The following is a 21,164-nucleotide window of genomic DNA, read 5'->3' on the forward strand; positions in this document are numbered from 1 at the left end:
TCCCGCTACCCTAGGCCCGGCGGACACGATCCGAAGGGAGGGATGGGCACTTTCGAACCGCCCATCCCAGCTCCCTCATTGCTTCTCCGAGCGAAGGACACGCCCATGCCGAAACCAAGGATCAGCGACTATACGAGCGCGGCCGGCGGCTGGGGCGCGCTTGGGGCGACGGGCAAGGCTCTTGTCGAGCAAGGAATCGCGATAAGCGGCGCGGCGACGCTGCTTCGTGTGAACCAGCCCACCGGATTCGATTGCCCGGGCTGTGCGTGGCCGGACCCGAAGCACACCAGCAGCTTCGAGTTCTGCGAGAACGGTGCCAAAGCCGTCGCCTGGGAGGCCACGGCCCTTCGGTGCACCCCAGACTTCTTTGCGGCCCATACGGTCACGGAGCTTGCTGCCTGGAGCGACTACGACCTGGAGATGGAGGGGCGCCTTACCCATCCCATGGCGTACGACAGCAGCACCGACCGCTACCTACCCGTATCCTGGGACGATGCGCTCGATCGGATCGGTAAGGTGCTTCGCGACCTTGATCATCCGGACGAAGCCGAGTTCTACACTTCAGGTCGCGCTTCGAACGAGGCGGCGTTCCTGTTCCAGCTTTACGGACGGGCCTTCGGAACCAACAACTTTCCCGACTGCTCGAACATGTGTCACGAGGCGACGAGCGTTGGCTTGCCGCAGAGCCTCGGCGTCGGCAAGGGCACGGTCCTGCTGGAGGATTTCGACCAGGCCGACGCCATCTTCATCATCGGGCAGAACCCAGGCACGAACAGCCCACGCATGATGACGAGCCTGCGCGCGGCGGCGCGGCGCGGGGCAAAAATCCTCAGCTTCAACCCATTTCGCGAACGAGCGTTGGAGCGATTTCAGTCCCCGCAGAGCCCTGTGGAGATGGTGTCGATGACCTCGACCCCGATTTCGTCACGCATCTTCCAAGTGCGGGTCGGAGGCGACGCGGCAGCCCTGAAGGGCATCATGAAGGCATGCCTCGCACTGGATGATGCGGCCATCGCACACGACGAGCCGCGACTTCTCGATACAGATTTCATCGAGCGTCATACACGCGGGTTCGAGGCGTTCGCCAGCGACCTGCGCGGTCTGGCATGGGAAGCCATCGAGCGGCAATCCGGCCTATCTCGGAAGGATCTCGAAGCTGCAGCGTGCGTCTATGTTCAGGCGCGGAATGCGATACTGGTCTATGGGATGGGACTCGTTCAGCACCGTCGCGGCACGGAGAACGTCCGCCTCCTTGCGAACCTAGCCCTGATGCGTGGCAACATCGGGCGTCCGGGCGCCGGTATCTGCCCGGTGCGGGGGCATTCCAACGTCCAGGGCAACCGGACGGTCGGCATCACAGAGAAGCCGGCTTCCGACTTCCTCACCCGCCTGGGCGGGACCTTCGGCTTCGATCCCCCGCGGCGGCAGGGGCACGACGTCGTGCTGGCGATCGAGGCGATGCAGCGCGGAGAGGCCCGGGCCTTCGTGGCGCCCGGAGGCAATTTCGCCGCCGCCGCCCCGGATACGGTGGCGACCAGGGAGGCGATGAGTGGCCTCGATCTCACCGTGGCGATCTCGACAAAGCTCAATCGCGGCCATCTCGTCCATGGCCGGCAAGCCTTCATCCTGCCCTGCTTGGCCCGCACCGAGATCGATCGGCAGGCGAGCGGCCCACAATTGATCACGGTCGAGGATTCGATGTCGATGGTCCACGCATCGTTGGGACGCAACGAGCCGGCATCCGAGCACCTTCGCAGCGAGACGGCCATCATCGCCGGGCTCGCGCAGGCGACCCTCGACCGGGGCCGAGGCATTCCCTGGGACGCGTTGAGTTCCAACTACGATCGCATCCGCGAGGCGATCGAATGCGTGCTCCCGATCTTCCAAGACTACAACGCCCGCATCCGCGTGCCGGGCGGCTTTCATCTGGCGTCGACGGCCCGCGGGCGGATCTGGGCGACGCCTTCCGGCAAGGCCGAGTTCGCCGTCTACGAGGGCCTCGAAGAAGACCCGCATCAGGACGATCCGAAGACGCTCTGGCTGACGACAATCCGCAGCCACGACCAGTACAATACTACGCTCTACAGCCTTTCGGACCGCTACCGCGGCGTGTTCGGCCAGCGCATGGTGGTGTTCCTCAATCCCGTCGAGATGGAAAGTCGGGGCTTCGACGACGGCGAGATCGTGGCACTGGAGACGGTTTCGACCGATGGCGTCCTGCGCGTGGTCGAGGGCTTCAGGATCGTCCGCTACAGCCTGCCCGACGGATGCTGTGGCGCCTACTACCCCGAAGCCAATCCACTGGTCCCGCTCTACGCCCGGGACCCCTTGAGCCACACGCCGTCGTACAAGGCCGTTCCCGTCCGGATGCGCCACCTTGACGGGGGTGTCCGATGACCCGGATGGAGTATGGGACCGACCGTTCGCAACCCTTGCCGCGGGAAACCGCCGCGGGGCGGGATCCGGCGACGCGGCGAATCGGGTCGTGGATCGTCGTCCTCGCGATTTTCGGGGCCTGCGCGGGGTTTGCGGGCTATCTCGACTTGTCGTCCGGAGCGCTGCCCGCCCGGGCCGAAATACAGCCTCCGGTTCCCGTCGTCATGGCCGCGGTGAAGCGGGAGGACGTGCCGATCATCCTCACCGGTCTCGGGACGGTTCAAGCCCTCAACCGGGCCGTGATCCGCAGTCAGGTGACTGGCATGCTGGAAGCCGTTGAGTTCACGGAAGGTCAGGCGGTCAAGCGCGGCGACGTCCTGGCGCGGATCGATCCCCGGATCTATCGGGCCAAGCTCGAACAGGTCAAGGCGCAGCTCAGGCGCGATCAAGCCCTGCTCGCGAACCAGCAGACGAACGTCCAGCGGGATGAACCCTTGCTCAAAAGGGGGGACGCCACGGACCGGCAGGTGACGGGCGAGCAGGCGGGGATCGCTCAAACGCAGAGCACGCAGCAGGCCGATCAGGCCGCCATCGACTTTGCCACGACGGAACTCGACTTCGCCACGTTGCGAGCCCCGTTCGACGGCGTCACCGGCCTGCGTCTCCTGGATATCGGCAATGTCGTCCATCCGACCGATCCCGGCGGCATCGTCGTCCTGACGCAGGTGCAGCCGATCAGCGTGGTCTTCACGCTCCCCACCCACGACATAGGCACCGTCCAGGCGGCCCTGGATCGCGGTCGCGTCTCCGTCGCTGTCTACGACCAGGCCGGAACGAAACAACTCGATACCGGGACCCTGCTGCTCATCAACAACGAGGCGGCGGCAAATTCAGGGAGCGTCAAGCTCAAGGCCACATTCCCGAACGCGAACCGCCAACTCTGGCCCGGCGCCTTCGTCAACGCGCAGGTGACGCTCTCCGTCGCCACGGCGGCGCTCACGGTGCCCACCGACGCCCTCCAGGAGAACGATTCCGGCCAGTTCGTCTTCGTGGTCGGTCCGGACCAAAGGGTCTCGACGCGTTCGGTACGGGTCGCCCAGCGCATGCGCGGCGTCGCCCTCGTCTCCACCGGGCTGAATGCCGGGGAGACGGTGGTCGCCCAGGGTCAGTATCGCCTAACGCCCGGGATCGTCGTTGCGGCCGTGAGCCCGGCAAAAGTCCCAGATATGACAAGCGCTAGTGCCGGGATGTTGCCATGAACATTTCCGCCGGGTTCATCACGCGTCCCATTGCGACCGCGCTGCTGATGGTCGCCATCGTGGCACTTGGGGCGATCAGCTACACGCTGCTCCCCGTGGCGGCGCTGCCCGACATCGACGCGCCGACCTTCCAGGTGACGGCGCAATTACCAGGCGCCGACCCACAGACCGTCGCCTCGTCGGTGGCCACCCAGCTCGAACGGCAGTTCGGACAGATTCCCGGCCTGCGTCAGATGACGTCGAGCAGCGGCACGGGTTTCACGCAGATCACCCTGTTGTTCGACCGTAGCCGTACCGTGGACTCGGCTGCTACCGACGTTCAGGCGGCCATCAACGCGACGCAGGGACAATTGCCGGCGGCACTGCTCAATCCGCCGACCTATCGGAAGACCAATCCGGCCGACACGCCGATCCTGTTGATCGCGCTGACCTCCGACACGCTACCGATCATGACGGTCAGCGATTACGCGTATTCCATCCTTGTCCAGAAGTTGTCCCAGGTTCCGGGCGTCGGCACCGTCGGCATCGGTGGACTGCAGCAGCCCGCCATCCGGGTGCAGGTCAATCCGGCCCAGCTCGCGGCGCAATCGCTGGATTTCGAGACCGTCCGCAACGCCCTGGCCTCCATCACCGTGCTTCAGCCGAAGGGTCAGCTCTACGGCGGTCAGCGAGCGGTCTCCTTGCAGTCGAACGACCAGCTCATGACCGCCGCCGGGTTCGACGACGTCGTCGTCGCCGATCGCGACGGCGCACCGGTCCGCGTCCGCGACATCGGGCGGGCGATCAAGTCACCACAGGATACGACACTTGCAGGCTTCCTGGGGGGAAAACGTGCCGTGATCCTCGCCGTGCAGCGCGAGCCCGGCGCCAACGTCATGTCCACCGTCGCGGCGATCCGGAAGGCGCTGCCGCAGCTGCGCGCCACGCTGCCGCCGGGCATCCGGATGGAAATCGCCTCTGACCGGACGCAGACGATCGCGGCCAGCGTCGCCGACGTGCGCACCACCCTGCTCCTCACGATCGCCCTCGTGGTCGGCGTCATCGCGGTCTTCCTGCGCAAGCTATGGGCGACCGTGATCCCGGCCGTCTCTGTGCCGATCTCGCTCATCGGCACCTTCGCGGTGATGTATGTCGTCGGCTACAGCCTCGACAACCTTTCGCTCATGGCGCTGTCCATCGCCATCGGGTTCGTCGTCGACGATGCCATCGTCATGGTCGAGAACATCGTCAGGCACATCGAGGGCGGAAAGACCCCGCTCCAGGCAGCCTTGGCCGGAGCCGGCGAGATCGGCTTCACCATCGTGTCGATCTCGATCTCGCTGGTCGCCGTCTTCATCCCGCTGTTCCTGATGAGCGGCGTCGTCGGGTTGCTGTTCCGCGAGTTCGCCGCGACGGTGGCGATCGCGATCCTGGTCTCCGTCGTGGTCTCCCTGACCCTGACCCCGATGATGTGCGCACGGCTGCTTCCCGCCGCCGGCGCGCAGCGCCCGGGTCGAATCTCCCGCGGCCTGGAACTCGGCCTCGGGTGGCTCGTCGCCCGCTACGATGCCGGCCTCACGCGCGCGCTGGCACATCGACGGATAACCCTGACCGTCATGATCGCCACGGTGGCAGCCACGCTCGGGCTGTTCATCGTCATTCCCAAGGGCTTCTTCCCGCAGCAGGATACCGGCCTGATCATCGGCATCAGCGAGGCGGCCGAGGATGTCTCGCCCGAGGGCATGAAGCAGCGGCAGCAGGCGATCCTCGGCATCGCCGGCCGCGATCCAGCCGTCGCCAACGCGGTCGGCTTCATCGGACCGGGTGGGGCGACGGTCAGCGAGAACGACGGCCGCGTGTTCATCACGCTCAAGCCGAAGGGCGAGCGCGACGCCACCGCCGATCAGGTCATCGCGCGCCTCGGCGTCTCCCTGCGCCAGGTCCAGGGCATGCGGCTCTACATGCAGGCCGCCCAGGACATCACAGTCGGGGCGCGTCTGGCCAAGACGCAGTACCAGTACACCCTGACCGATGTCGACGGCGATGCGCTGAACCGCGACGCTCCCCGGGTTCTCGCGGCCATGCAGGGGCTTCCCGAGCTCTCGGAGGCGGCCAGCGACCAGCAATCGACCGGACGCACCCTGACGGCGAACATCGACCGTTCCGCGGCCGCGCGCCTCGGCATCGATCCGGCCGTCGTCGATGCCACGCTCTATGACGCCTTCGGCCAACGGCACGTGGCACGGATCTACACCGCGCTGAACCAGTATTACGTCATCCTGGAAGTTGATCCGCTCTACCAGCTCGGACCGGACGCCCTCCAGCGTATCTACGTCCGCTCCCGGGACGGAACCTCGGTGCCCCTAAGCCAGATCGCCAGCCTCGTTTCCGGGGTCGCGCCGGTCGCGGTCAACCACCAAGGCCAGTTCCCTTCGGTGACCTTGAGCTTCAACCTCGCGCCGGGCGCGACGATCGGCACGGCGGTCGCGGCGATCGACAGGGTGGTGGCCGACCTGCACCTCCCGCCGTCGTTCACTACGGGCTTCCAGGGCAGCGCCCAGGCCTTCCAGAGCTCGCTCAGCAGCACGCCGGTGTTGATCCTGGCGGCCCTGTTCGCGGTCTACCTCATCCTCGGCATGCTCTACGAAAGCCTGATCCACCCGCTGACCATCCTCTCGACCCTGCCCTCGGCGGGGCTCGGCGCGCTGGCGACGTTGTTGCTGGTCGGCCGGCCCCTCGACGTGATCGGCATCATCGGGATCATCCTCCTCATCGGGATCGTGAAGAAGAACGGCATCATGCTGATCGACGTCGCCCTCGTCGGACAGCGAGAGCGGGGGCTTTCGCCCGAGCGAGCGATCCATGAGGCGTGCCTGCTGCGATTTCGGCCGATCCTGATGACGACGATGTGCGCGATGCTGGGCGGCGTGCCGCTCATGCTGGGCACGGGCGTCGGCTCCGAGTTCAGGCAGCCGCTCGGATACGCGATCGTAGGCGGCCTGCTCGTGTCGCAGGTGCTGACGCTGTTCACCACACCGGTGGTCTACCTCTACATGGAAAAGCTCAGCCGATCGATCGAACGGCGGCGCGCCCCCGGCCTGGAACCGACCATCGCGTGAGGTTCTGCCGAGATGACCGCGTCGTCGCCCATGCGGGAGCCGTGCGACGTTCGCCGATCACCGACCGGCAGCGACAACCCATTTCCACCATTCCTCCAAGGCGCGTACTTCATGACCGATGACACCGATCCGGCTCGCCACCCCCCGGTCTCGCGCCGCTCCCTCGTCGAAGCATTCGCGCTCATCGGCGCCATCGCCGGCGCCGCCGCCGCGACCTTCGCGTTCGTCGCCGGGTGGTTTTCACCCGGGCGCCTCACCGCCGATGGCATCGTCGCGACCTTCGAGGCGGTTAACGGCCCGCATCCGGGATTTCGCCGCAATCATGCCAAGGGGCTTTGTGCCACCGGCCGCTTCGAGAGCACGGGCGAAGCGGGGGGGCTGTCACGTGCTGCCGTCCTGACGCAGGGTCCGAGCCGCGTCGAAGCGCGATTCGCCCTGGCCGGTGGCATGCCGTTTCAGGTCGATGGACCGAAGGCGGTGCGCAGCCTTGCGCTCCGCCTGCTCCCGGCCGACGGGGCCGAGGAATGGCGGATGGGACTGATCGATATACCGGTCTTCAACGTGACCAATGCCCAAGGCTTCCGCGATGCGCTCGCGGCGTCGACGCCGGGCGCGGACGGAAAGCCGGATCCCGAAGCGATGAAGGCATTCCTGTCCATGCATCCCGAAACCGTGGCAGCCCTCAAGATCATCGGCAGGCGGGCGATCTCGTCGGGTTTTGCCAATGACACCTACAACAGCATCAACGCCTTTCACTTCGTGGCACGGGACGGCATCTCCACCCCCGTGCGCTGGTCGCTGATGCCGGTCCAGTCTTTCGCCGCGCCGATGCCGGGCCATGGAGACGGCAACCCAAACTACCTGTTCGACGATGTTGCCAAGGCGATAGGAATACATCCACTGCAATGGCGGCTGTCGGTCACTGTCGGGCAGGCGGGTGATAGAACCGATGACCCGACGCTGCCCTGGCCATTGGATCGCCGTACCGTCCAGGCCGGCCTTCTCACCATTGACACCGTTCGCAGCGAGGATGACGGCGCCTGCACGGCCGTTCTGTTCGATCCGCTGATCCTGCCCGACGGCATCGCACCTTCCGACGACCCTATCTTGAGTGCCCGGTCGTCGGCTTATGCCAAATCCTTCACGCTCCGAGCCGGCGAGACCAAGCCACCGAGCGCCGTCACTGTCGAGGCCGTGCGCGCGCTGAAGAAGGTCGGCCAGCCATGAAGAAAGTCCCTGCCATGACAGCTTCACCTCACCGCTTCACGGTCATCGCAAGAGCCTTGCATTGGACCATGGCACCCATGATCCTTGCCATGCTGCTGATCGGTCTCTGGCTGGCTGGAACGGTCTCGCCATCCTACGATCTGTTCCTCAGGATTCATCGACCGCTCGGTGTCGCGGTGCTGGTGCTGGCGGTACTGAGGCTTGGGTATCGCCTGACCCACAGGCCCCCCTCGCTGCCGACGTCACTTCCCGCTGTACAGAAGTTTGGGGCAAGGGCATCCCATCTCGCTCTTTACACGCTGATGATCGCGATGCCGCTCGTGGGTTGGGCGATGCTCTCGGCGGCCCAAATACCCATCGTTCTGTACGGCCCGCTTCAGTTGCCGCCCATCGTCCCTCATTCTCTCTCGCTCTATGCAGTTCTCCGCAAAGCGCACACCTTTCTTGCCTACCTGCTCATCGCGACCTTCCTGCTTCACCTCGCAGCTGCGTTGTTCCACCGGTTAATCCGCCGCGACGGCGTGTTCGAAAGCATGGCGAGCCTTGGAAACACGCGCGAGCCGGAGCGCTCGTAATCGGCATGTGGGTACGTCCAGCCGGAAAGACGTGTGCGTCGACATCGAAGGAATTCCCCGTTGCTTGGGATTATTCCCGCCCGCCGGCCAATCACGAGAAGCTCATTCCCCCTCGAATTCTCTCTTTCGAGAGCATTCAACGCATTCCCTAAACCTATGTATAGTTTCATAGCTTAGCTTAAGGCAGCATGATTTTGGTGGACGCCGGTCTGGCGACCGGCCTCCGGGGTGCTATTAAGGGGGGCAGCGGATGCCTCGGGCAGCTTTCATGCAAAACCAACCCAACGCGGCAGAGGCGACCATCAGGGCCGAAGCCGCCTATGCGGCGATGTCCCGACTGCTCGCAGTCGCCGGACATGACCTGAAACAGCCGCTTCAAGTTGCTCTTATGGCAATCGAGGGCGTTCTTCAGCGAAGCGTTGACCCGGCGATATCCGAGCGCCTCAACCTTGCGACGCATGCCCTTCAACGACTGGGATCGGAGTTGGACGACCTTGCGCGCTCGTCGCAACGAGGTCTCGAACCAACGGTGGTCCTTCAATCCGTGCCGCTTCCCAAGTTTTTCCTTGATCTCGATACGCATTGGCGGGGCTACGCACAGGCATCCGGGATCACAGTGAGGCTGAAGCCGCAATCGCTGATGGTCGAGACGGATCCGATCATGCTGGCCGTGATCCTTCGCAACCTCGTCGGCAACGCCATTAAGTATTCAGGGCGTGGCGGTAGCGTCCTGGTCGGCTGCCGTCGGCGTGGCGGGACAGTGGTGATCGAGGTCCATGATCGAGGGTACGGCATACCGGCCTCACGTTTCGCGACGATCTTCGATGCCTTCGACCGTGGTGGTCAGGAGCACACCGAGCAGGGGCTCGGACTTGGGCTGGCCATCGTTCAACAAACCGCAATGGTGCTCGATCACCCTATCACGGTAAAATCGATTGAGGGGGTGGGCTCGACGTTTTCTGTTACGGTCCCCATCGCTGCCCCAGCATATGAACCGCGGAATGTCGGGGTTTACGCTTACCAGACCAGGAAGCTCGATGAATGCGTTTGCCCTCACTGATCGGGCCATCCATCGTCTGATTGCTTTTGGCGGGCGGTCCAAGGCGACGGTTCCGCACCCGTCACATGAGAGGGCGATCGGTATGATGGCCGTCGGGCTCGCGCTCGGCATTTTCGTCGTCGATGCGTTCACGCCCCTCGAAGGAGCGGTCGCTGTCCTTTACGTCGTTGTCGTGTTGATTGCCGCACGGGGCTTTGAGCGCAGCGGTGTGATCCTCACCGCAGCCGCCTGCCTAGCGATGACGACGACGGCTTACCTTCTCGCACACGGCCCGTTCGAGAACGACTCGGCCCTTCTGCGGGCCTTCGTGAGCTTCGCGGCCATCGCGATCAGCACGGGACTCGTCCTTCGCAACCAGTCGGCATCCAGCGTACTCGTCGAACAGGCCGAGCTTCTGGAACTAACCCACGACTCGATCATCGTGCGAGGGCTGACCGATCTCGTGACATTCTGGAACCGAGCGGCCGAGGAACTGTACGGCTGGGGGCGGGAGGAGGCACAAGGACAGAACGTGCATATGCTGCTGCGCACGGTGTTTCCGGAGGGCAAGGCGTCGATCCACGCGCAACTCATGCGGACCGGCCGCTGGGAAGGCAAGTTGATCCAGACCGTCCGTTCGGGCTCCACCGTGACCGTCGAAAGCCGATGGTCGCTCCAGCGCGATGCGAACGGCAAGGCTATCTCAGTTCTAGAAACCAATACCGACGTCAGCGAGCGCATGCGCGCCCATGACGCCCTGGTAGAGAGCGAACGGCGTTACCGGACGATCTTCGACACCACGCGCGTCTCCATCGTCCAGCAGGACTGGACAGCTGTGAAAACCGCGCTGAACGGCCTGGCGCCGGAGGATCTCCTCGCACTCGAAAGCTATCTTGAGGCCCATCCGGGATTCTTGCGGGATCTCAAGCGTAGCGTGACGATCGTCGATGCCAACGCCGTGATGCTGCGTTTGGTCGGCGATGCCTGGAATCAGGCAGCGTTGCGCTCCCTCGATGAGTATCTGCCCGAGGACGAGCCGACCTTCACGCAATCGCTTTTGGCACTCGTGCGGGGAGAGACGTTCTTCGAGGGTGAGACCGAGATCCTGACACGGGCGGGCGTGAGGGTTCCGGTCCTTTTTGGCATCACCTTTCCGGCACGGGTCGCGGATTTCGGCTGCGTCCTTGTCTTCGCCGTGGACATCCTGGAACGAAAGCAGGCCCAGGACGCCCTCCTCGCGGTTCAGGCGGAGCTCGCCCATACGGCGCGCGTAGCAACGTTAGGTGAACTCACCGCGTCGATTGCGCACGAGGTCAATCAACCCCTGGCCGCGATTGTAACCAACGGCGAGGCGGCGTTGCGCTGGCTGCGTCGGGATGTGCCGGACCTGGAAGAGGTTTCCGCTGCGGTGACCCGGGTGGTGGCCAACGGGACGCGGGCCGGCGAGATCGTTTCCCGCATCCGGTCTTTCCTGACCAAGGCACCCGCCCCGCGTGATTGGATCGACGTGAAGGAGATGATCGCGGAGGCTACCCTTCTCGTCGAGCACGAGATGCAGCGAAGCCGCGTGCGCATGAAACGTGAGATCGCACCCGATCTGCCCCTCATTCACGGTGACCGCGTGCAACTGCAGCAGGTGCTGCTCAATCTCCTGATCAACGCAGCCCAGGCCATGGCGGCGACGGCCGAGCGGGATCGCATGCTTACGGTCGCAGCCGCCATGGATGATGCGGGGCATGTCCACGTGACCGTGACAGACACCGGTAAGGGGATCGCCAGCGACGCCATGGAGCGTGTTTTTCGGCCCTTCTTCACGACCCGGGCGGATGGCATGGGTATGGGACTGGCGATCTGTCGGTCCACCGTCGAGGCTCATGGCGGCCGCCTCTGGGCGTCGGAACAGCAATCTCCCGGCGCGCGCTTCGACTTCACCCTACCGCTCGCGGGAGGCAACGCGCGATGATCCGATCCTCCGCATCGGTGACGGCCCCTCCCGAAACCAGCAGGCAAACCGTCTTCGTCGTCGACGATGACCCAGAAATCCGTCAGGCGATCTCCAGCCTGTTGCGCTCGGTTGACCTGGGGTGCGCCGTGTTCGCCTCCGTGGCGGAGTTCCTTCCGACTGCCCGTCCCTACGGACCCGGGTGTCTAGTGGTCGATGTCCGCCTACCGGGGCTGAGTGGATTGGAATTTCAGGCCCGAATGGCTGCGGATGGCATCGACTTGCCGATCATCCTAATGACCGGTCAAGGGGACATTCCGATGTCCGTCAAGGCGATGAAGGCCGGTGCGATCGACTTCCTGGCCAAGCCGTTTCGTGATCAGGATCTCCTCGACGCGATTGGAACGGCGTTGACCAGGGATGAACAGAAGCGCCGGGCGCATGCCACGCTCGATGGTCTGACCGCGGCCTATAAGACTCTTACCGGTCGTGAGCGCGAGGTTCTCGCCCAGGTCACGACCGGATTGATGAACAAGCAGGTCGCCGGCAACCTTGGCCTCAGCGAGATCACCGTGAAGATCCACCGCGGCCATGCCATGCGCAAAATGAACGCACGATCTCTCGCCGATCTCGTGCGGATGGCGGAAGCGCTTGGCATCCTGCGGGCCGTAGACGTTGCGCAAAGATGAGGCTTGGTAAACCTCAGTATAATTTCAAAATCCTCTCTGGCGATGCATGCTCCTAGCGATGCAACGGGCTGCGGTTGCAGGGAGCGCAGCGATGTCCGCCGGGTCAATTTGATGCCATCAGTTACGATAATCGCCATCATCGATGACGACGAGGACGTGCGCAAAGCAACCGAGAGCCTCGTCCGGTCTCTCGGATACGTCGCCCGCACTTACGCATCAGCAAACGACTATCTCAAAACGTCCGAACAGGAATTTGCCGATTGCCTAATTGCCGACGTTCAGATGCCGGACATGACAGGTATCGAGCTCTACGAAAAGTTGATTGCAGCAGGATCTAAGATCCCTGTCATTTTCGTGACTGCCTTTCCGACGGCGGCACTACGAAAAAGGGCCCTAGCAGCCGGCGCGCACGATTTCCTGGGCAAACCTTGCGACGGAGCAACGATTATTCGCTCATTGGAGGATGCGCTGAAGGGTCACTAATTCATTGCTTTGGTTCAAGGGCTGGTCGGGACGGGTTCGCTTAACGGCTTGGATCCAGAACTTTCGTAGACGAACAGCACCACGCCGTTTGTGGGCGGGTCTCGTGTTGTGACCAACCATCTAGTTACTTAATTTTGCGATTGTCGTAATCCATCGGCACCCAGGCGAAGCCATTCTCGGCGGACCGGACATAGCCGACGCCGGGGAACGGTAGGTGCGGCGCTGCAATCAGCTCGCGATCGTGGACGAACACCGGAAACTCCTCGACTCGTACCTTTGCGGCGCCCTTCGGGTCAATGTCGTAGGTCATCATGATTGCCGGTTCCTGAAACTGCACGAACGAGACGTGGGTGATGTCTCCGACGAACACGACACGCTGGTCGACGCTATCTAGCGTGTAGAAGGCGCTGCCCAGCGTGTGTCCTGCATGCAGGGTCGCCGTGATGCCGGGCAGGATCTCCTCGGTCGCTGAGAAGTTCCTGACCTTGCCGGTGTCGAGGTAAGGCTTCAGTGTCGTGACTGCCTCGTCGAAATACTTGATATCGTATCGGGCCTTCGTAGCGTTCGAACGGTCCATAAAAAAGTCGATATCCGGCTCGCCAATGTGCAGGGTCGCATTGATAAAGACACGTGTGCCGGCCTTTACCAAGCTGCCGGTATGGTCCATGCGGACATGGGTGATTAGAACGTCGGTGATCTGCTCCGGCTGGACACCCGCCGCTGCGGCTGGGCGACGGTGTTAGTCGGTACGGGGCCTGAGGGGGTAGCGCCAATTGAGTTGGGCACGGCACCGGCTACAGGGGCCGACCCAAACCGGTTTGGCCCCGGCGTCCCGACAAAGCAGGCGAAGACCAACGCTACGGGGCTGAGCAACAACTACCATCCCGAATGGTCGGTGTCGTGCATCCGTCGGATGCCGGCGGCCACCCGCGGCAAGAGGTGAACAAGGTGGGTGAGGCCAATGAACAGGCCACCATCCTTGTTGCCGGTGGCGAAGGCTGCATCGAGCATCAGCGCAACCAAGGCGATGCCGAGGGACACGAGAATGAAGCGCCTGTAGTCGCCGCGCGAGGTCCGGCCGGTGAAGTTGCGATAGCTCCGCATCGCACTGAGGTACGAGTTCATGTTCGAGATCCTGATGGTTGGGGTTTTGTCGGGGTTAGCTTGGGGGCCAGGGGCAGGCGAGACATCGTGCGGGCAGGTGTGCTGGCTGAGTGGTCGGCCGGCACGGCTATCGATGTCGGAGGCTCAGTATTCCTGGGCCAGCATGATGGTGAGGATGCGCACGGTCACGGTTGGGTCAGCCGGGTCAGGCGAGTGCCCGACCATGGCCCAGTCGTAGGTATCGATCTTCCAAAAGCATCGCTGCCCGGCAAGATCGAAGGCGCCGAAATCGTGCTCGCCATACGGGTCGTCGGCGACGCTGAAAACCTCGATTGCTTGCACCGCCGCCTCGGCTTCGCGACGCTGCTCCTCGGGCAGAGTAGCGATCCCGCGCGACAGCATCACATGGCCGCCGGCAAAGCTCCGGCGGAAGGCATCGTTGAGGGCACGCACCCGGTCAGTGCAGGTGGTCGAGGCGGGATCCGCCTCGACGCTGTTAGGGGCAAGCTGACTCATGCCCCTCGCTTCGCGCCCTGAACCGCCCCGGGTGGGAGCAAGCCCAGTTCACTGCGGTGCCGAGTGATCAACGGATTGTCCGGCCAGTCGCGCCACTGAAGCTCAAAGGCGTCGTCAGCTTTGGTGTACATGATGATCGCCTCGAACCAGCCCTCCTGCGGGCCTTCGCAGGCGAGCACAAGGCAGCCGCGTTCGATTTCGGGCCAATCGGCGGGCGCCTTGAAGCGGCCGCCAGGGGCTCCGGCGCCCGAAGCGCCACTTGCCCCGCCCCCTGAGCTCGGAGGGGCGCCGGTGGCCTTGCCTGAGGCCCTGACGGGTGGGGCAACATCGGGCAGGCCCGCCGCTGCCACGAGCCGGTCGAATACCTCGGCTTTGACGAACGGCACGAAGGCCTTGCCGCTCTCGAACAAACGCCCCTGTGGCAGGCCGGCGGCGAGGCTGTGATGGGTGTCATCGCTGATCTCGAGCACATTCATGCCCATCAGGCCGGCGGCGCGCTCAGCATTGGCCTTGTCGCCGGCGGCAAAGCGCGAGGCGTGGGGGCGGTGTCGTTCGTCGCGGCCGAACAGGATCACGCCTGGCGGCATGGCGGTAACGGTGCTGGTGGTGGCGTTAATGGTCATCAAAGGGCTCCAGAAACGACGAAGGCGGCCCGGAGGCCGCCTTGCGATGGATATGAGGGGGAGGATGCACCCGCCGGCTGTCGGTGTGGCTTGGGTGGCGGTAGGGGTCGCAAATGAAGGGTCATCGGGGGGAAGCCGGGCAGCTGCGAAACAGCCCGCAGCGACCATCGCATTATAAGAATATCATCCCAATGTCAAGCTTAGGTTGACTTATGCTTTAGCATCTGCTGTTTAGTTGCGTTGGTTAGACCGTCCCAATTAGAATGGTGGAGTGGCGGCAATGGGTGGCAAAGAGACCCTAGACTTTCACGCCGAAGCAAACGTTCCGCCTCGACCCAACATCGCCATAGCAGTTGGCGCAACCAATCCTCAGAAGCGGACCCTCACAGGTTCGGTAGGGCAACGCGAGATGCCTCGATCATTGAGCGGATGCGGACAGCCATTGTCTCGATAGCAAATGGCTTGGTCAGCACAGCCATCCCTGGAGCTAGGTGCCCGTTGCCGAGGATGGAGTTCTCTGCGTAGCCGGTGATGAACAGCACCTTGAGATTTGGGCGCGACACCCTTGCAGCATCAGCCATCTGGCGTCCGTTCATACCGCCAGGCAGCCCGACGTCGGACACGAGCAGGTCGATGCGCACATCGGACTGGAGAACCTTCAAGCCCGCGACGCTGTCGCCAGCCTCGATGGCTGTGTAGCCGAGATCCTCGAGGATATAGCAGTAGATGTCGCGGAGCGTGATCTTGTGAAGCGCCGGGGTAATTGTCCAGCCACCACCGTGCCCGCCCTCGGACCGGACGAAGCCCGCCTCGCGCAGTCGGCCATGATGCGTCGGACGACCACCGGGTTGATATGCATGGCGGCGGCCAGCACCACGGAAGTCATCGGGCCCGCCTCCTCGGCCATGTGGAGCAATACGTGGAGAATGCCGGACAGGCGGCTATTGCGTCTCATGTAGCAAACGATGTTACATAAAATGGTGCGCGTTAACCACAACGGCCCTTTCGTCCGCTACGCGCCACTACCCACTATTAAGACCGATGCCCAACGCGGACGGCCTGGTTTTCCCTGGGCAGACGCTCAGTGGCTCATCAAGCAACAGATCGGGGTGCGCTCGAGCAGGGTTCGGGTCACGCTCCCAAAGATCACCTCGCGGACCCGCGTATGTCCGTATGCTCCAGCGACGATTAGGTCTGCGTCCTCCTGCTGCACAATGGCCAGGATCTGTGTGGCGACGTTGCCCCCCAGGGAGGGTCGAAGGATCATCGTCGAGGCGATGCCATGCTGGGCAAGGTAGGCCTGGATGGCCCGAGCACTCGCCCAGTCCGCCTCATTTCCAAGGGCGACGACAAGAACTTCTTCGGCGGCCTTCATAAACGGCAAGCTATCGGACACGGCGCGCCTGGCCTCGCGGGTGTCCTTCCATGCAATAACGATGCGCCGCGGCGTGATGGCCTTGACCGTCTCCGGGACGACGAGCACAGGTCGGCCCAGGCGCAGGACAAGTTCGCCCGGCGCGATGCAGGAGCACCAGTCCTCGTTGCCCTCCTCCTGGTAGCGGCTGACGATGACGAGGTCGGCAGATCGCGCCTGCTGGACCAGGAACGTCATCGGGTCAATCTTGGCCGAGCGCCATTCAGCAGCGCCGAGATCAGCCGAAGCTTCTTGAAACCGCGCGGCAAGCTGCGAGAGTTCGGCGCAAAGGCGCGACGACGCTTGATCGACAAACCGACTATCGATGAGGGCGCCTCTCCCATACAGGTGCTGCGGCAGCGCCTGACGGGCGGCGATACCTATCAGGCGTGCCTCGAAGAGTTGTGCCAGGCCAACCGCGAGCTTCAGGCGCGCCAGCCCCAAGGCACCCGGGTCCAGCGGGACCATCACGCTTGAGAACGCCATGGCAAACCTCCGGTTGTGCCAGCATCGTTGGCGCCGTCGCCGAACCCTCCGGCAGAGTTGCAGGCTACCGCGCTGACGTCCTCTACGCGAGGCGCTTTCTTGCCCCAGGATCTGTGAACGCCTGATCTGATGGCCGTTCGATAGGCCCGCCGGGTTTTCCATTTGCGGCGCAGTCGCCTGTGCCTACTACCTTTCTGGAACAGGGCAGACGGTTGCCGTTTTGCTCCCGTAGTCGAGTTTTGCGAGCTAGGGGAGTTGATCAGGCGATGGGGTACGGATCTTCGTTCGGTATCGGAATGGTAGCTGGGATGCGGAGCATGTCCGCGTGCGCGGCCTTAAGCTGGGCGGCATCCCAAGGGCGAACGCGCAACGTGCTCATTCCCCATGGTCCAGGCTCGCGCGCAGTTGCGACAGCGGCAGCACTAGCCGAGATGGCTGGGGACAAAATGCCGTTCGCACCTGACCGGCGCATCCCACCGTCGTTCGCGCTACGGCTATGCATTGGTGCGGTTGGCGGGTGGGCATTGGCCGGACAAAGGTCATCACCGAAAACCGGAGCAATGGCTGGAGTAGCAGGCGCCATTGCCGGTACGCTCCTTGGGCGAGCCATGCGGGGCCCGGACTCGCGTACGACGACCGGTCGCTCGAAGGGCCTAGCCGAGGATGCGGCTGCCGCTGTCCTTGCAACCTTGGTGGTCGCTTCGGCGGAGCGCCGTCCCTCGCCAGCCGCGAGGGCAAACTCGTCGCGCCATCCCACTCGTCAATCAGTGAATGAGCAGCAGGAAAGTTGGGCGGGCAACCTTACCACCCGGAAGGTATCCGCGGCCGCCTCAGTGCCAGTTGGCTGAAGCGATTCCAACTCCATGATTATCCTCCTTTGAGGTTCTTACGGGGCATGGTCTGCTCAGTGTCCCACAAGGCGCAAGGATGGCTTCTCAACGGACTGGATGGTGATAGACGGTGCGCAGCGGGTTTGATTGCGGCCGCCTGCTTTGGCTTCATACAACGCGGCATCCGCGCGGGCGTACAGGCTGCGAGCAGCGCATGTGCCTGTGGCACTGCCGATGCTGACTGTTATGCCGCCAGGGCCGATCCCTGCAGCCTCGACCGCCAGGGTCGCTATCTCGGCGTGCACCGCCTCGGCAACGCGCAAGGCGCCGGCCGTGTCGGTGTCGGGTAGCAGGAGGACAAATTCTTCTCCGCCGACCCGGCAGACCAAGTCGGAGGGTCGGTGTACGCTTGCCGCAAGGCAACGGGACAGGCCCTTCAACACCTCGTCCCCAACAGCGTGACCGTAGCGGTCGTTGAAACGCTTGAAATGATCTGCATCTATCATAAGCAGCGAGAGCGGTTTGCCGGAACGGGCGACCTGCGCGCAAGCACGGCTGAATGCCTCATCGAAGCGCCGGCGGTTCGCTAGGCCCGTCAGGGTGTCGGTCTCCGATAGCCGAGCGAGCTCGGCCTGCATCTGGGTGCGGCGACGCAGTTCTTTCCCAAATAGCAGGGACATCGCGACGGTCAGGCCGCAGAGGATCAGTACGACTGTGCCGATGCCGAGGGCTTTGGCCCGCCATTCTGCCTCTACCTCGCGTGCCGAAAGGGCAACGTTAAGGATCAGGGGCAAGTCGCCAACTTGGGTAAAGGTGTAGTAGCGCTCGACGCCGTCTCGGACCGAAGTGTCAACGAATGAACCGTTGCGCGCGCTCGCGAACCGCACGAAGGTTGGCGCACCGGCGATATTAACGCCGATGTCCGCCGCCTCATAGGGATAGCGCATGACCCGTGTGCCGTCGCGCAGATAGAGATTGATCGCACCGTCGCGGCCCAGACCAATCTGATCGAAAAGACGGGTGAAGTAGCTGAGCTTCAGGCTCCCTAGCACGACGCCGCCGAATGAGCCGTCGGGTTTAGAAACGCGCCGGCTGAAGGGTAGCATGGGCTCGCCGGTCAGCCGCGAGACGACGGGTTTGCCGATGTAGAGGCCCCGGTCGGACCGTAGCCGTTGGGCTTGGAAGTACTCCCGATCAGCGTAGTTGCCTTTTCGCGATTGCGCGGCTCCCGCATCCTCCACGATGTCGCCGCGCTCATTGATCACGAGCATCACGCCCATGTCGCGGGCCATCGCCGCTCGATCAAACAGGATGAGTTGGCGCATGGCAGGGCTGACCGCGTCGATGCCTGGCGCGTGGAGGTTCTCGACAACTGCGCTGATCGAAAGGTCGAAGATCTCGACGTTACGGGCAATGTCGCGTTCGATGACCTGAAGCAGGTTGCGTGACGTCTGCTCAGCCTTGTCCCAGGCATCGCGGCGTAGATCGATCAGCATCAAACTCGAGACGACGAGCATACCAACCGGCGCCAGGACGCTCAGCGCGGTCCAGGTCCGGGCGGAACGGAATACCATCGATAGCTTTTGAAGCCTCATCGTCGTCAAGCGCTTCCAAGCGTGGGTTTTGTACCTTGGTATCTGGGGCATCAAACCTGATCGGAGACTTACCGCAGGTCCCTTTCGCCATCATTCATCACATCGTACCTAACGCCGTGTTCAGGCGTGGGGATGCCCTGGTGCCGATCAAGGCGGGGAAGTCAGGCGCGCGATGGATTTGGAGGGCGGGCTACCGGTACTCAAAGGCCGGAGTCATGACCGTCGATCTCGTCCCCCTGGCGGCCGCACACTGGAGGCGTCACAGGCGGCCCACGACGGCCATCTAAGACTTACGGGCAGGGGTTTGGACGCCGATAGAGGCTCTCGGCCCCATTGGCAACTGCCGGTTCGCACCGTGGCGTTGCAGGACGGAGACGCGGTCAGCCGCCGTGCCGAGTCGCACGACCGCCTTCACGCCGGCGCCGTGTACCCGCAGCGCCTTGGCGATCCGCAGCCCGAGGCCACCGGTTGCGCCCCCCAGCAATACCCCTATTGGGCCGGTCACGTCCCGGTCTTTAGGGTCAATCCACTCGCGCCCGTTGCCATCGTCGCCCCCACCCATCGGCCAATGGCAATGGACGCCGCTCGCAAGCGTTCCTGGTCTCGGACGTGCCCACGAACTTATCGCGTTCTGTAAGGAGCGCTTGCCTCAGTGAGACATCAGGCAGCAGATCGGACAGTGATCGAGCAAGGCCCGGGTGACCCCGCCGAAGAACCATTCGCGAACACGGTTGTGGCCGTATGCTCCGCTGACGATCAGGTCAGCATCGAAGTCGTTCGCCGCCCGCTGCAGCGCCTCAGCGATACCGACTCCCGACGATGCCCAACGGGACGGCACTGCATTGACGTCGTGCAACCCGAGGAACTGAACGACGTCCGCAAGGTCCTCCTTGTCGTCTTCGGCCGCAATCCTGACGACCCGGACCTGCTCAGCCCGTTTCAAGAGAGGCATCGCATCCGAGATGGCCCGACGGCTCTGAAGTGTATTTTTCCAACCGACGACGACACGCGTGGCCGACAGGTGGTTGACCTCCGGTGGCACCACGAGGACGGGGCGGCCGAGAGCCATCAGAGCTACGCCAGCATCAAGTGACATTCGGTAATCGAGCGGATCCTTATCCCCGGTTCGACCGATCACGACGAGATCGGCTGCACGTGACTGTTCTTCCAAAAAGACCCCAGGGTCCGCTACGGCGGACCGCCATTCGACGCTTCGGCCCTCGCCTGCGACCTCGCGAAAAGCATCCTCGGCCGCAACTAGGTCATCCGTGGCAAATCGTCGGATTTCATCCATGCCGGATTCGCTCAGCACCGAGATCTCGCCATATCGGCCAGCGTAATCGGGCCGCCTTGCCGCGACGCCGATAAGCCGGGCTTGGAACGTCTCAGCCAGGTGCGCGGCGAGTTTGGTCCGACCTCGGGACCCATCACCGAGATCCAGCCCGACCATGATGCTCGTGTAGGTCATCTGATGTCCTCCGGTTCAAGCAAGCTCCGAACTGATGACCCTGCGCAGGGTCCGCATGGATCACCATTCCCCCGGCTGCTGCGAATGCGGAAACCAGGATCTGAATGGCGTCAGCCCGCGCCGCGGCGGCGATGCTCCGCCGCGGCGCGATGATCTCGGCGATGCCGTGGTACGGAGATCCTATCTAAGTCCGGTGACGACCAAATTCGCGATCCAGGCCAAGATGATGAACCACAGGACGTTCAGCGAGAGGGCAGCCGCGAACGGCCCCTGTCCCTTGACGACAAATGTCCAAAATCCAGAAACTGAGTTCGCACCGCCGTGGGAACTACGATGCGTATATTTCCATAGCATCTCTTCCTCCCGTTTTTACTCTAATGTGAAGGTATCACAAATATTCAGATATAGAGGGAATTTTTGGAATGATTTTTTGGCTGATC

At 63.4% G+C, this 21,164-nt stretch carries 15 protein-coding genes and 4 pseudogenes; 10 read left to right on the forward strand and 9 right to left on the reverse strand.

The window, feature by feature from the left end:
- Positions 1 to 105: 105 nt before the first annotated feature.
- The 9 genes from ACYQOP_RS07445 (at position 106) to ACYQOP_RS07485 (ending at position 12,688) form a co-directional block, all read left to right on the forward strand.
- Complete coding sequence (locus ACYQOP_RS07445) at positions 106 to 2,397, forward strand: FdhF/YdeP family oxidoreductase (RefSeq protein WP_461221924.1); 2,292 nt, start codon at positions 106 to 108, stop codon at positions 2,395 to 2,397.
- Positions 2,398 to 2,432: 35 nt separating this feature from the next.
- A complete protein-coding gene (locus ACYQOP_RS07450) occupies positions 2,433 to 3,635 on the forward strand; it encodes an efflux RND transporter periplasmic adaptor subunit (protein ID WP_461221925.1) in 1,203 nt (400 codons plus the stop codon).
- Positions 3,632 to 6,733, forward strand: a complete 3,102-nt coding sequence (locus tag ACYQOP_RS07455; RefSeq protein ID WP_461221926.1) for an efflux RND transporter permease subunit — start codon at positions 3,632 to 3,634, stop codon at positions 6,731 to 6,733. Before ACYQOP_RS07450 ends, ACYQOP_RS07455 begins: the two co-directional genes overlap by 4 nt.
- 111 nt (positions 6,734 to 6,844) lie before the next feature.
- Positions 6,845 to 7,960, forward strand: coding sequence for a catalase family peroxidase (locus tag ACYQOP_RS07460; protein WP_461221927.1), 1,116 nt, complete (start codon positions 6,845 to 6,847; stop codon positions 7,958 to 7,960).
- Positions 7,957 to 8,535, forward strand: a complete 579-nt coding sequence (locus tag ACYQOP_RS07465; RefSeq protein ID WP_461221928.1) for a cytochrome b — start codon at positions 7,957 to 7,959, stop codon at positions 8,533 to 8,535. Before ACYQOP_RS07460 ends, ACYQOP_RS07465 begins: the two co-directional genes overlap by 4 nt.
- A gap of 268 nt (positions 8,536 to 8,803) precedes the next feature.
- Positions 8,804 to 9,595 carry a sensor histidine kinase gene (locus ACYQOP_RS07470; RefSeq protein WP_461221929.1) on the forward strand — a complete coding sequence of 264 codons (792 nt, stop codon included), beginning with the start codon at positions 8,804 to 8,806 and terminating at the stop codon, positions 9,593 to 9,595.
- A gap of 82 nt (positions 9,596 to 9,677) precedes the next feature.
- The gene (locus ACYQOP_RS07475) at positions 9,678 to 11,537 is read left to right on the forward strand and encodes a PAS domain-containing sensor histidine kinase (RefSeq protein WP_461221930.1); all 1,860 of its coding nucleotides are present in this window, start codon (positions 9,678 to 9,680) and stop codon (positions 11,535 to 11,537) included.
- Positions 11,534 to 12,205 (forward strand): response regulator transcription factor, encoded by a 672-nt coding sequence (locus ACYQOP_RS07480; protein WP_461221931.1) that lies wholly within the window; start codon positions 11,534 to 11,536, stop codon positions 12,203 to 12,205. Before ACYQOP_RS07475 ends, ACYQOP_RS07480 begins: the two co-directional genes overlap by 4 nt.
- 42 nt (positions 12,206 to 12,247) lie before the next feature.
- A complete protein-coding gene (locus tag ACYQOP_RS07485) occupies positions 12,248 to 12,688 on the forward strand; it encodes a response regulator transcription factor (RefSeq protein ID WP_461221932.1) in 441 nt (146 codons plus the stop codon).
- Between the two features lie 124 nt (positions 12,689 to 12,812).
- On the opposite strand, the pseudogene ACYQOP_RS07490 reads toward ACYQOP_RS07485, so the two are convergent.
- The 7 genes and pseudogenes from ACYQOP_RS07490 to ACYQOP_RS07520 all read right to left on the reverse strand — a co-directional run.
- A pseudogene (locus ACYQOP_RS07490) lies at positions 12,813 to 13,400 on the reverse strand (MBL fold metallo-hydrolase); the annotation flags it as partial.
- Positions 13,401 to 13,564: 164 nt separating this feature from the next.
- Positions 13,565 to 13,813, reverse strand: a complete 249-nt coding sequence (locus ACYQOP_RS07495; RefSeq protein WP_461221933.1) for a DUF805 domain-containing protein — start codon at positions 13,811 to 13,813, stop codon at positions 13,565 to 13,567.
- Positions 13,814 to 13,936: 123 nt separating this feature from the next.
- A complete protein-coding gene (locus ACYQOP_RS07500; RefSeq protein WP_461221934.1) occupies positions 13,937 to 14,308 on the reverse strand; it encodes a DUF3768 domain-containing protein in 372 nt (123 codons plus the stop codon).
- A complete protein-coding gene (locus ACYQOP_RS07505) occupies positions 14,305 to 14,931 on the reverse strand; it encodes a hypothetical protein (RefSeq protein ID WP_461221935.1) in 627 nt (208 codons plus the stop codon). The genes ACYQOP_RS07500 and ACYQOP_RS07505 overlap by 4 nt, the downstream gene beginning before the upstream one ends.
- A 383-nt stretch (positions 14,932 to 15,314) precedes the next feature.
- Positions 15,315 to 15,647, reverse strand: a pseudogene (locus tag ACYQOP_RS07510) (response regulator); the annotation flags it as partial.
- 6 nt (positions 15,648 to 15,653) lie between these two features.
- Positions 15,654 to 15,886, reverse strand: a pseudogene (locus ACYQOP_RS07515) (RrF2 family transcriptional regulator); the annotation flags it as partial.
- Between the two features lie 126 nt (positions 15,887 to 16,012).
- A complete protein-coding gene (locus tag ACYQOP_RS07520; RefSeq protein ID WP_461221936.1) occupies positions 16,013 to 16,831 on the reverse strand; it encodes a universal stress protein in 819 nt (272 codons plus the stop codon).
- A 266-nt stretch (positions 16,832 to 17,097) separates the two neighbouring features.
- Between ACYQOP_RS07520 and ACYQOP_RS07525 the strand changes: the two are divergent.
- Positions 17,098 to 17,547 (forward strand): annotated as a pseudogene (locus ACYQOP_RS07525) (hypothetical protein); the annotation flags it as partial.
- 188 nt (positions 17,548 to 17,735) lie between these two features.
- On the opposite strand, the gene ACYQOP_RS07530 reads toward ACYQOP_RS07525, so the two are convergent.
- Complete coding sequence (locus ACYQOP_RS07530) at positions 17,736 to 19,235, reverse strand: sensor domain-containing diguanylate cyclase (RefSeq protein ID WP_461221937.1); 1,500 nt, start codon at positions 19,233 to 19,235, stop codon at positions 17,736 to 17,738.
- Between the two features lie 670 nt (positions 19,236 to 19,905).
- Positions 19,906 to 20,724, reverse strand: coding sequence for a universal stress protein (locus ACYQOP_RS07535; protein WP_461221938.1), 819 nt, complete (start codon positions 20,722 to 20,724; stop codon positions 19,906 to 19,908).
- Positions 20,725 to 21,164 lie beyond the last annotated feature (440 nt).

It is taken from the genome of Methylobacterium sp. CM6247 (assembly GCF_054817925.1).

Bases quoted from the DNA above. Each gene is read 5' to 3' on its own strand.
- ACYQOP_RS07480 (WP_461221931.1), top strand. From the start codon at position 11,534: ATGATCCGATCCTCCGCATCGGTGACGGCCCCTCCCGAAACCAGCAGG.
- ACYQOP_RS07530 (WP_461221937.1), bottom strand. From the start codon at position 19,235: ATGGTATTCCGTTCCGCCCGGACCTGGACCGCGCTGAGCGTCCTGGCG.
- ACYQOP_RS07460 (WP_461221927.1), top strand. From the start codon at position 6,845: ATGACCGATGACACCGATCCGGCTCGCCACCCCCCGGTCTCGCGCCGC.
- ACYQOP_RS07465 (WP_461221928.1), top strand. From the start codon at position 7,957: ATGAAGAAAGTCCCTGCCATGACAGCTTCACCTCACCGCTTCACGGTC.
- ACYQOP_RS07495 (WP_461221933.1), bottom strand. From the start codon at position 13,813: ATGAACTCGTACCTCAGTGCGATGCGGAGCTATCGCAACTTCACCGGC.
- ACYQOP_RS07535 (WP_461221938.1), bottom strand. From the start codon at position 20,724: ATGACCTACACGAGCATCATGGTCGGGCTGGATCTCGGTGATGGGTCC.
- ACYQOP_RS07475 (WP_461221930.1), top strand. From the start codon at position 9,678: ATGATGGCCGTCGGGCTCGCGCTCGGCATTTTCGTCGTCGATGCGTTC.
- ACYQOP_RS07520 (WP_461221936.1), bottom strand. From the start codon at position 16,831: ATGGCGTTCTCAAGCGTGATGGTCCCGCTGGACCCGGGTGCCTTGGGG.
- ACYQOP_RS07470 (WP_461221929.1), top strand. From the start codon at position 8,804: ATGCAAAACCAACCCAACGCGGCAGAGGCGACCATCAGGGCCGAAGCC.
- ACYQOP_RS07445 (WP_461221924.1), top strand. From the start codon at position 106: ATGCCGAAACCAAGGATCAGCGACTATACGAGCGCGGCCGGCGGCTGG.
- ACYQOP_RS07500 (WP_461221934.1), bottom strand. From the start codon at position 14,308: ATGAGTCAGCTTGCCCCTAACAGCGTCGAGGCGGATCCCGCCTCGACC.
- ACYQOP_RS07455 (WP_461221926.1), top strand. From the start codon at position 3,632: ATGAACATTTCCGCCGGGTTCATCACGCGTCCCATTGCGACCGCGCTG.
- ACYQOP_RS07505 (WP_461221935.1), bottom strand. From the start codon at position 14,931: ATGACCATTAACGCCACCACCAGCACCGTTACCGCCATGCCGCCAGGC.
- ACYQOP_RS07485 (WP_461221932.1), top strand. From the start codon at position 12,248: ATGCATGCTCCTAGCGATGCAACGGGCTGCGGTTGCAGGGAGCGCAGC.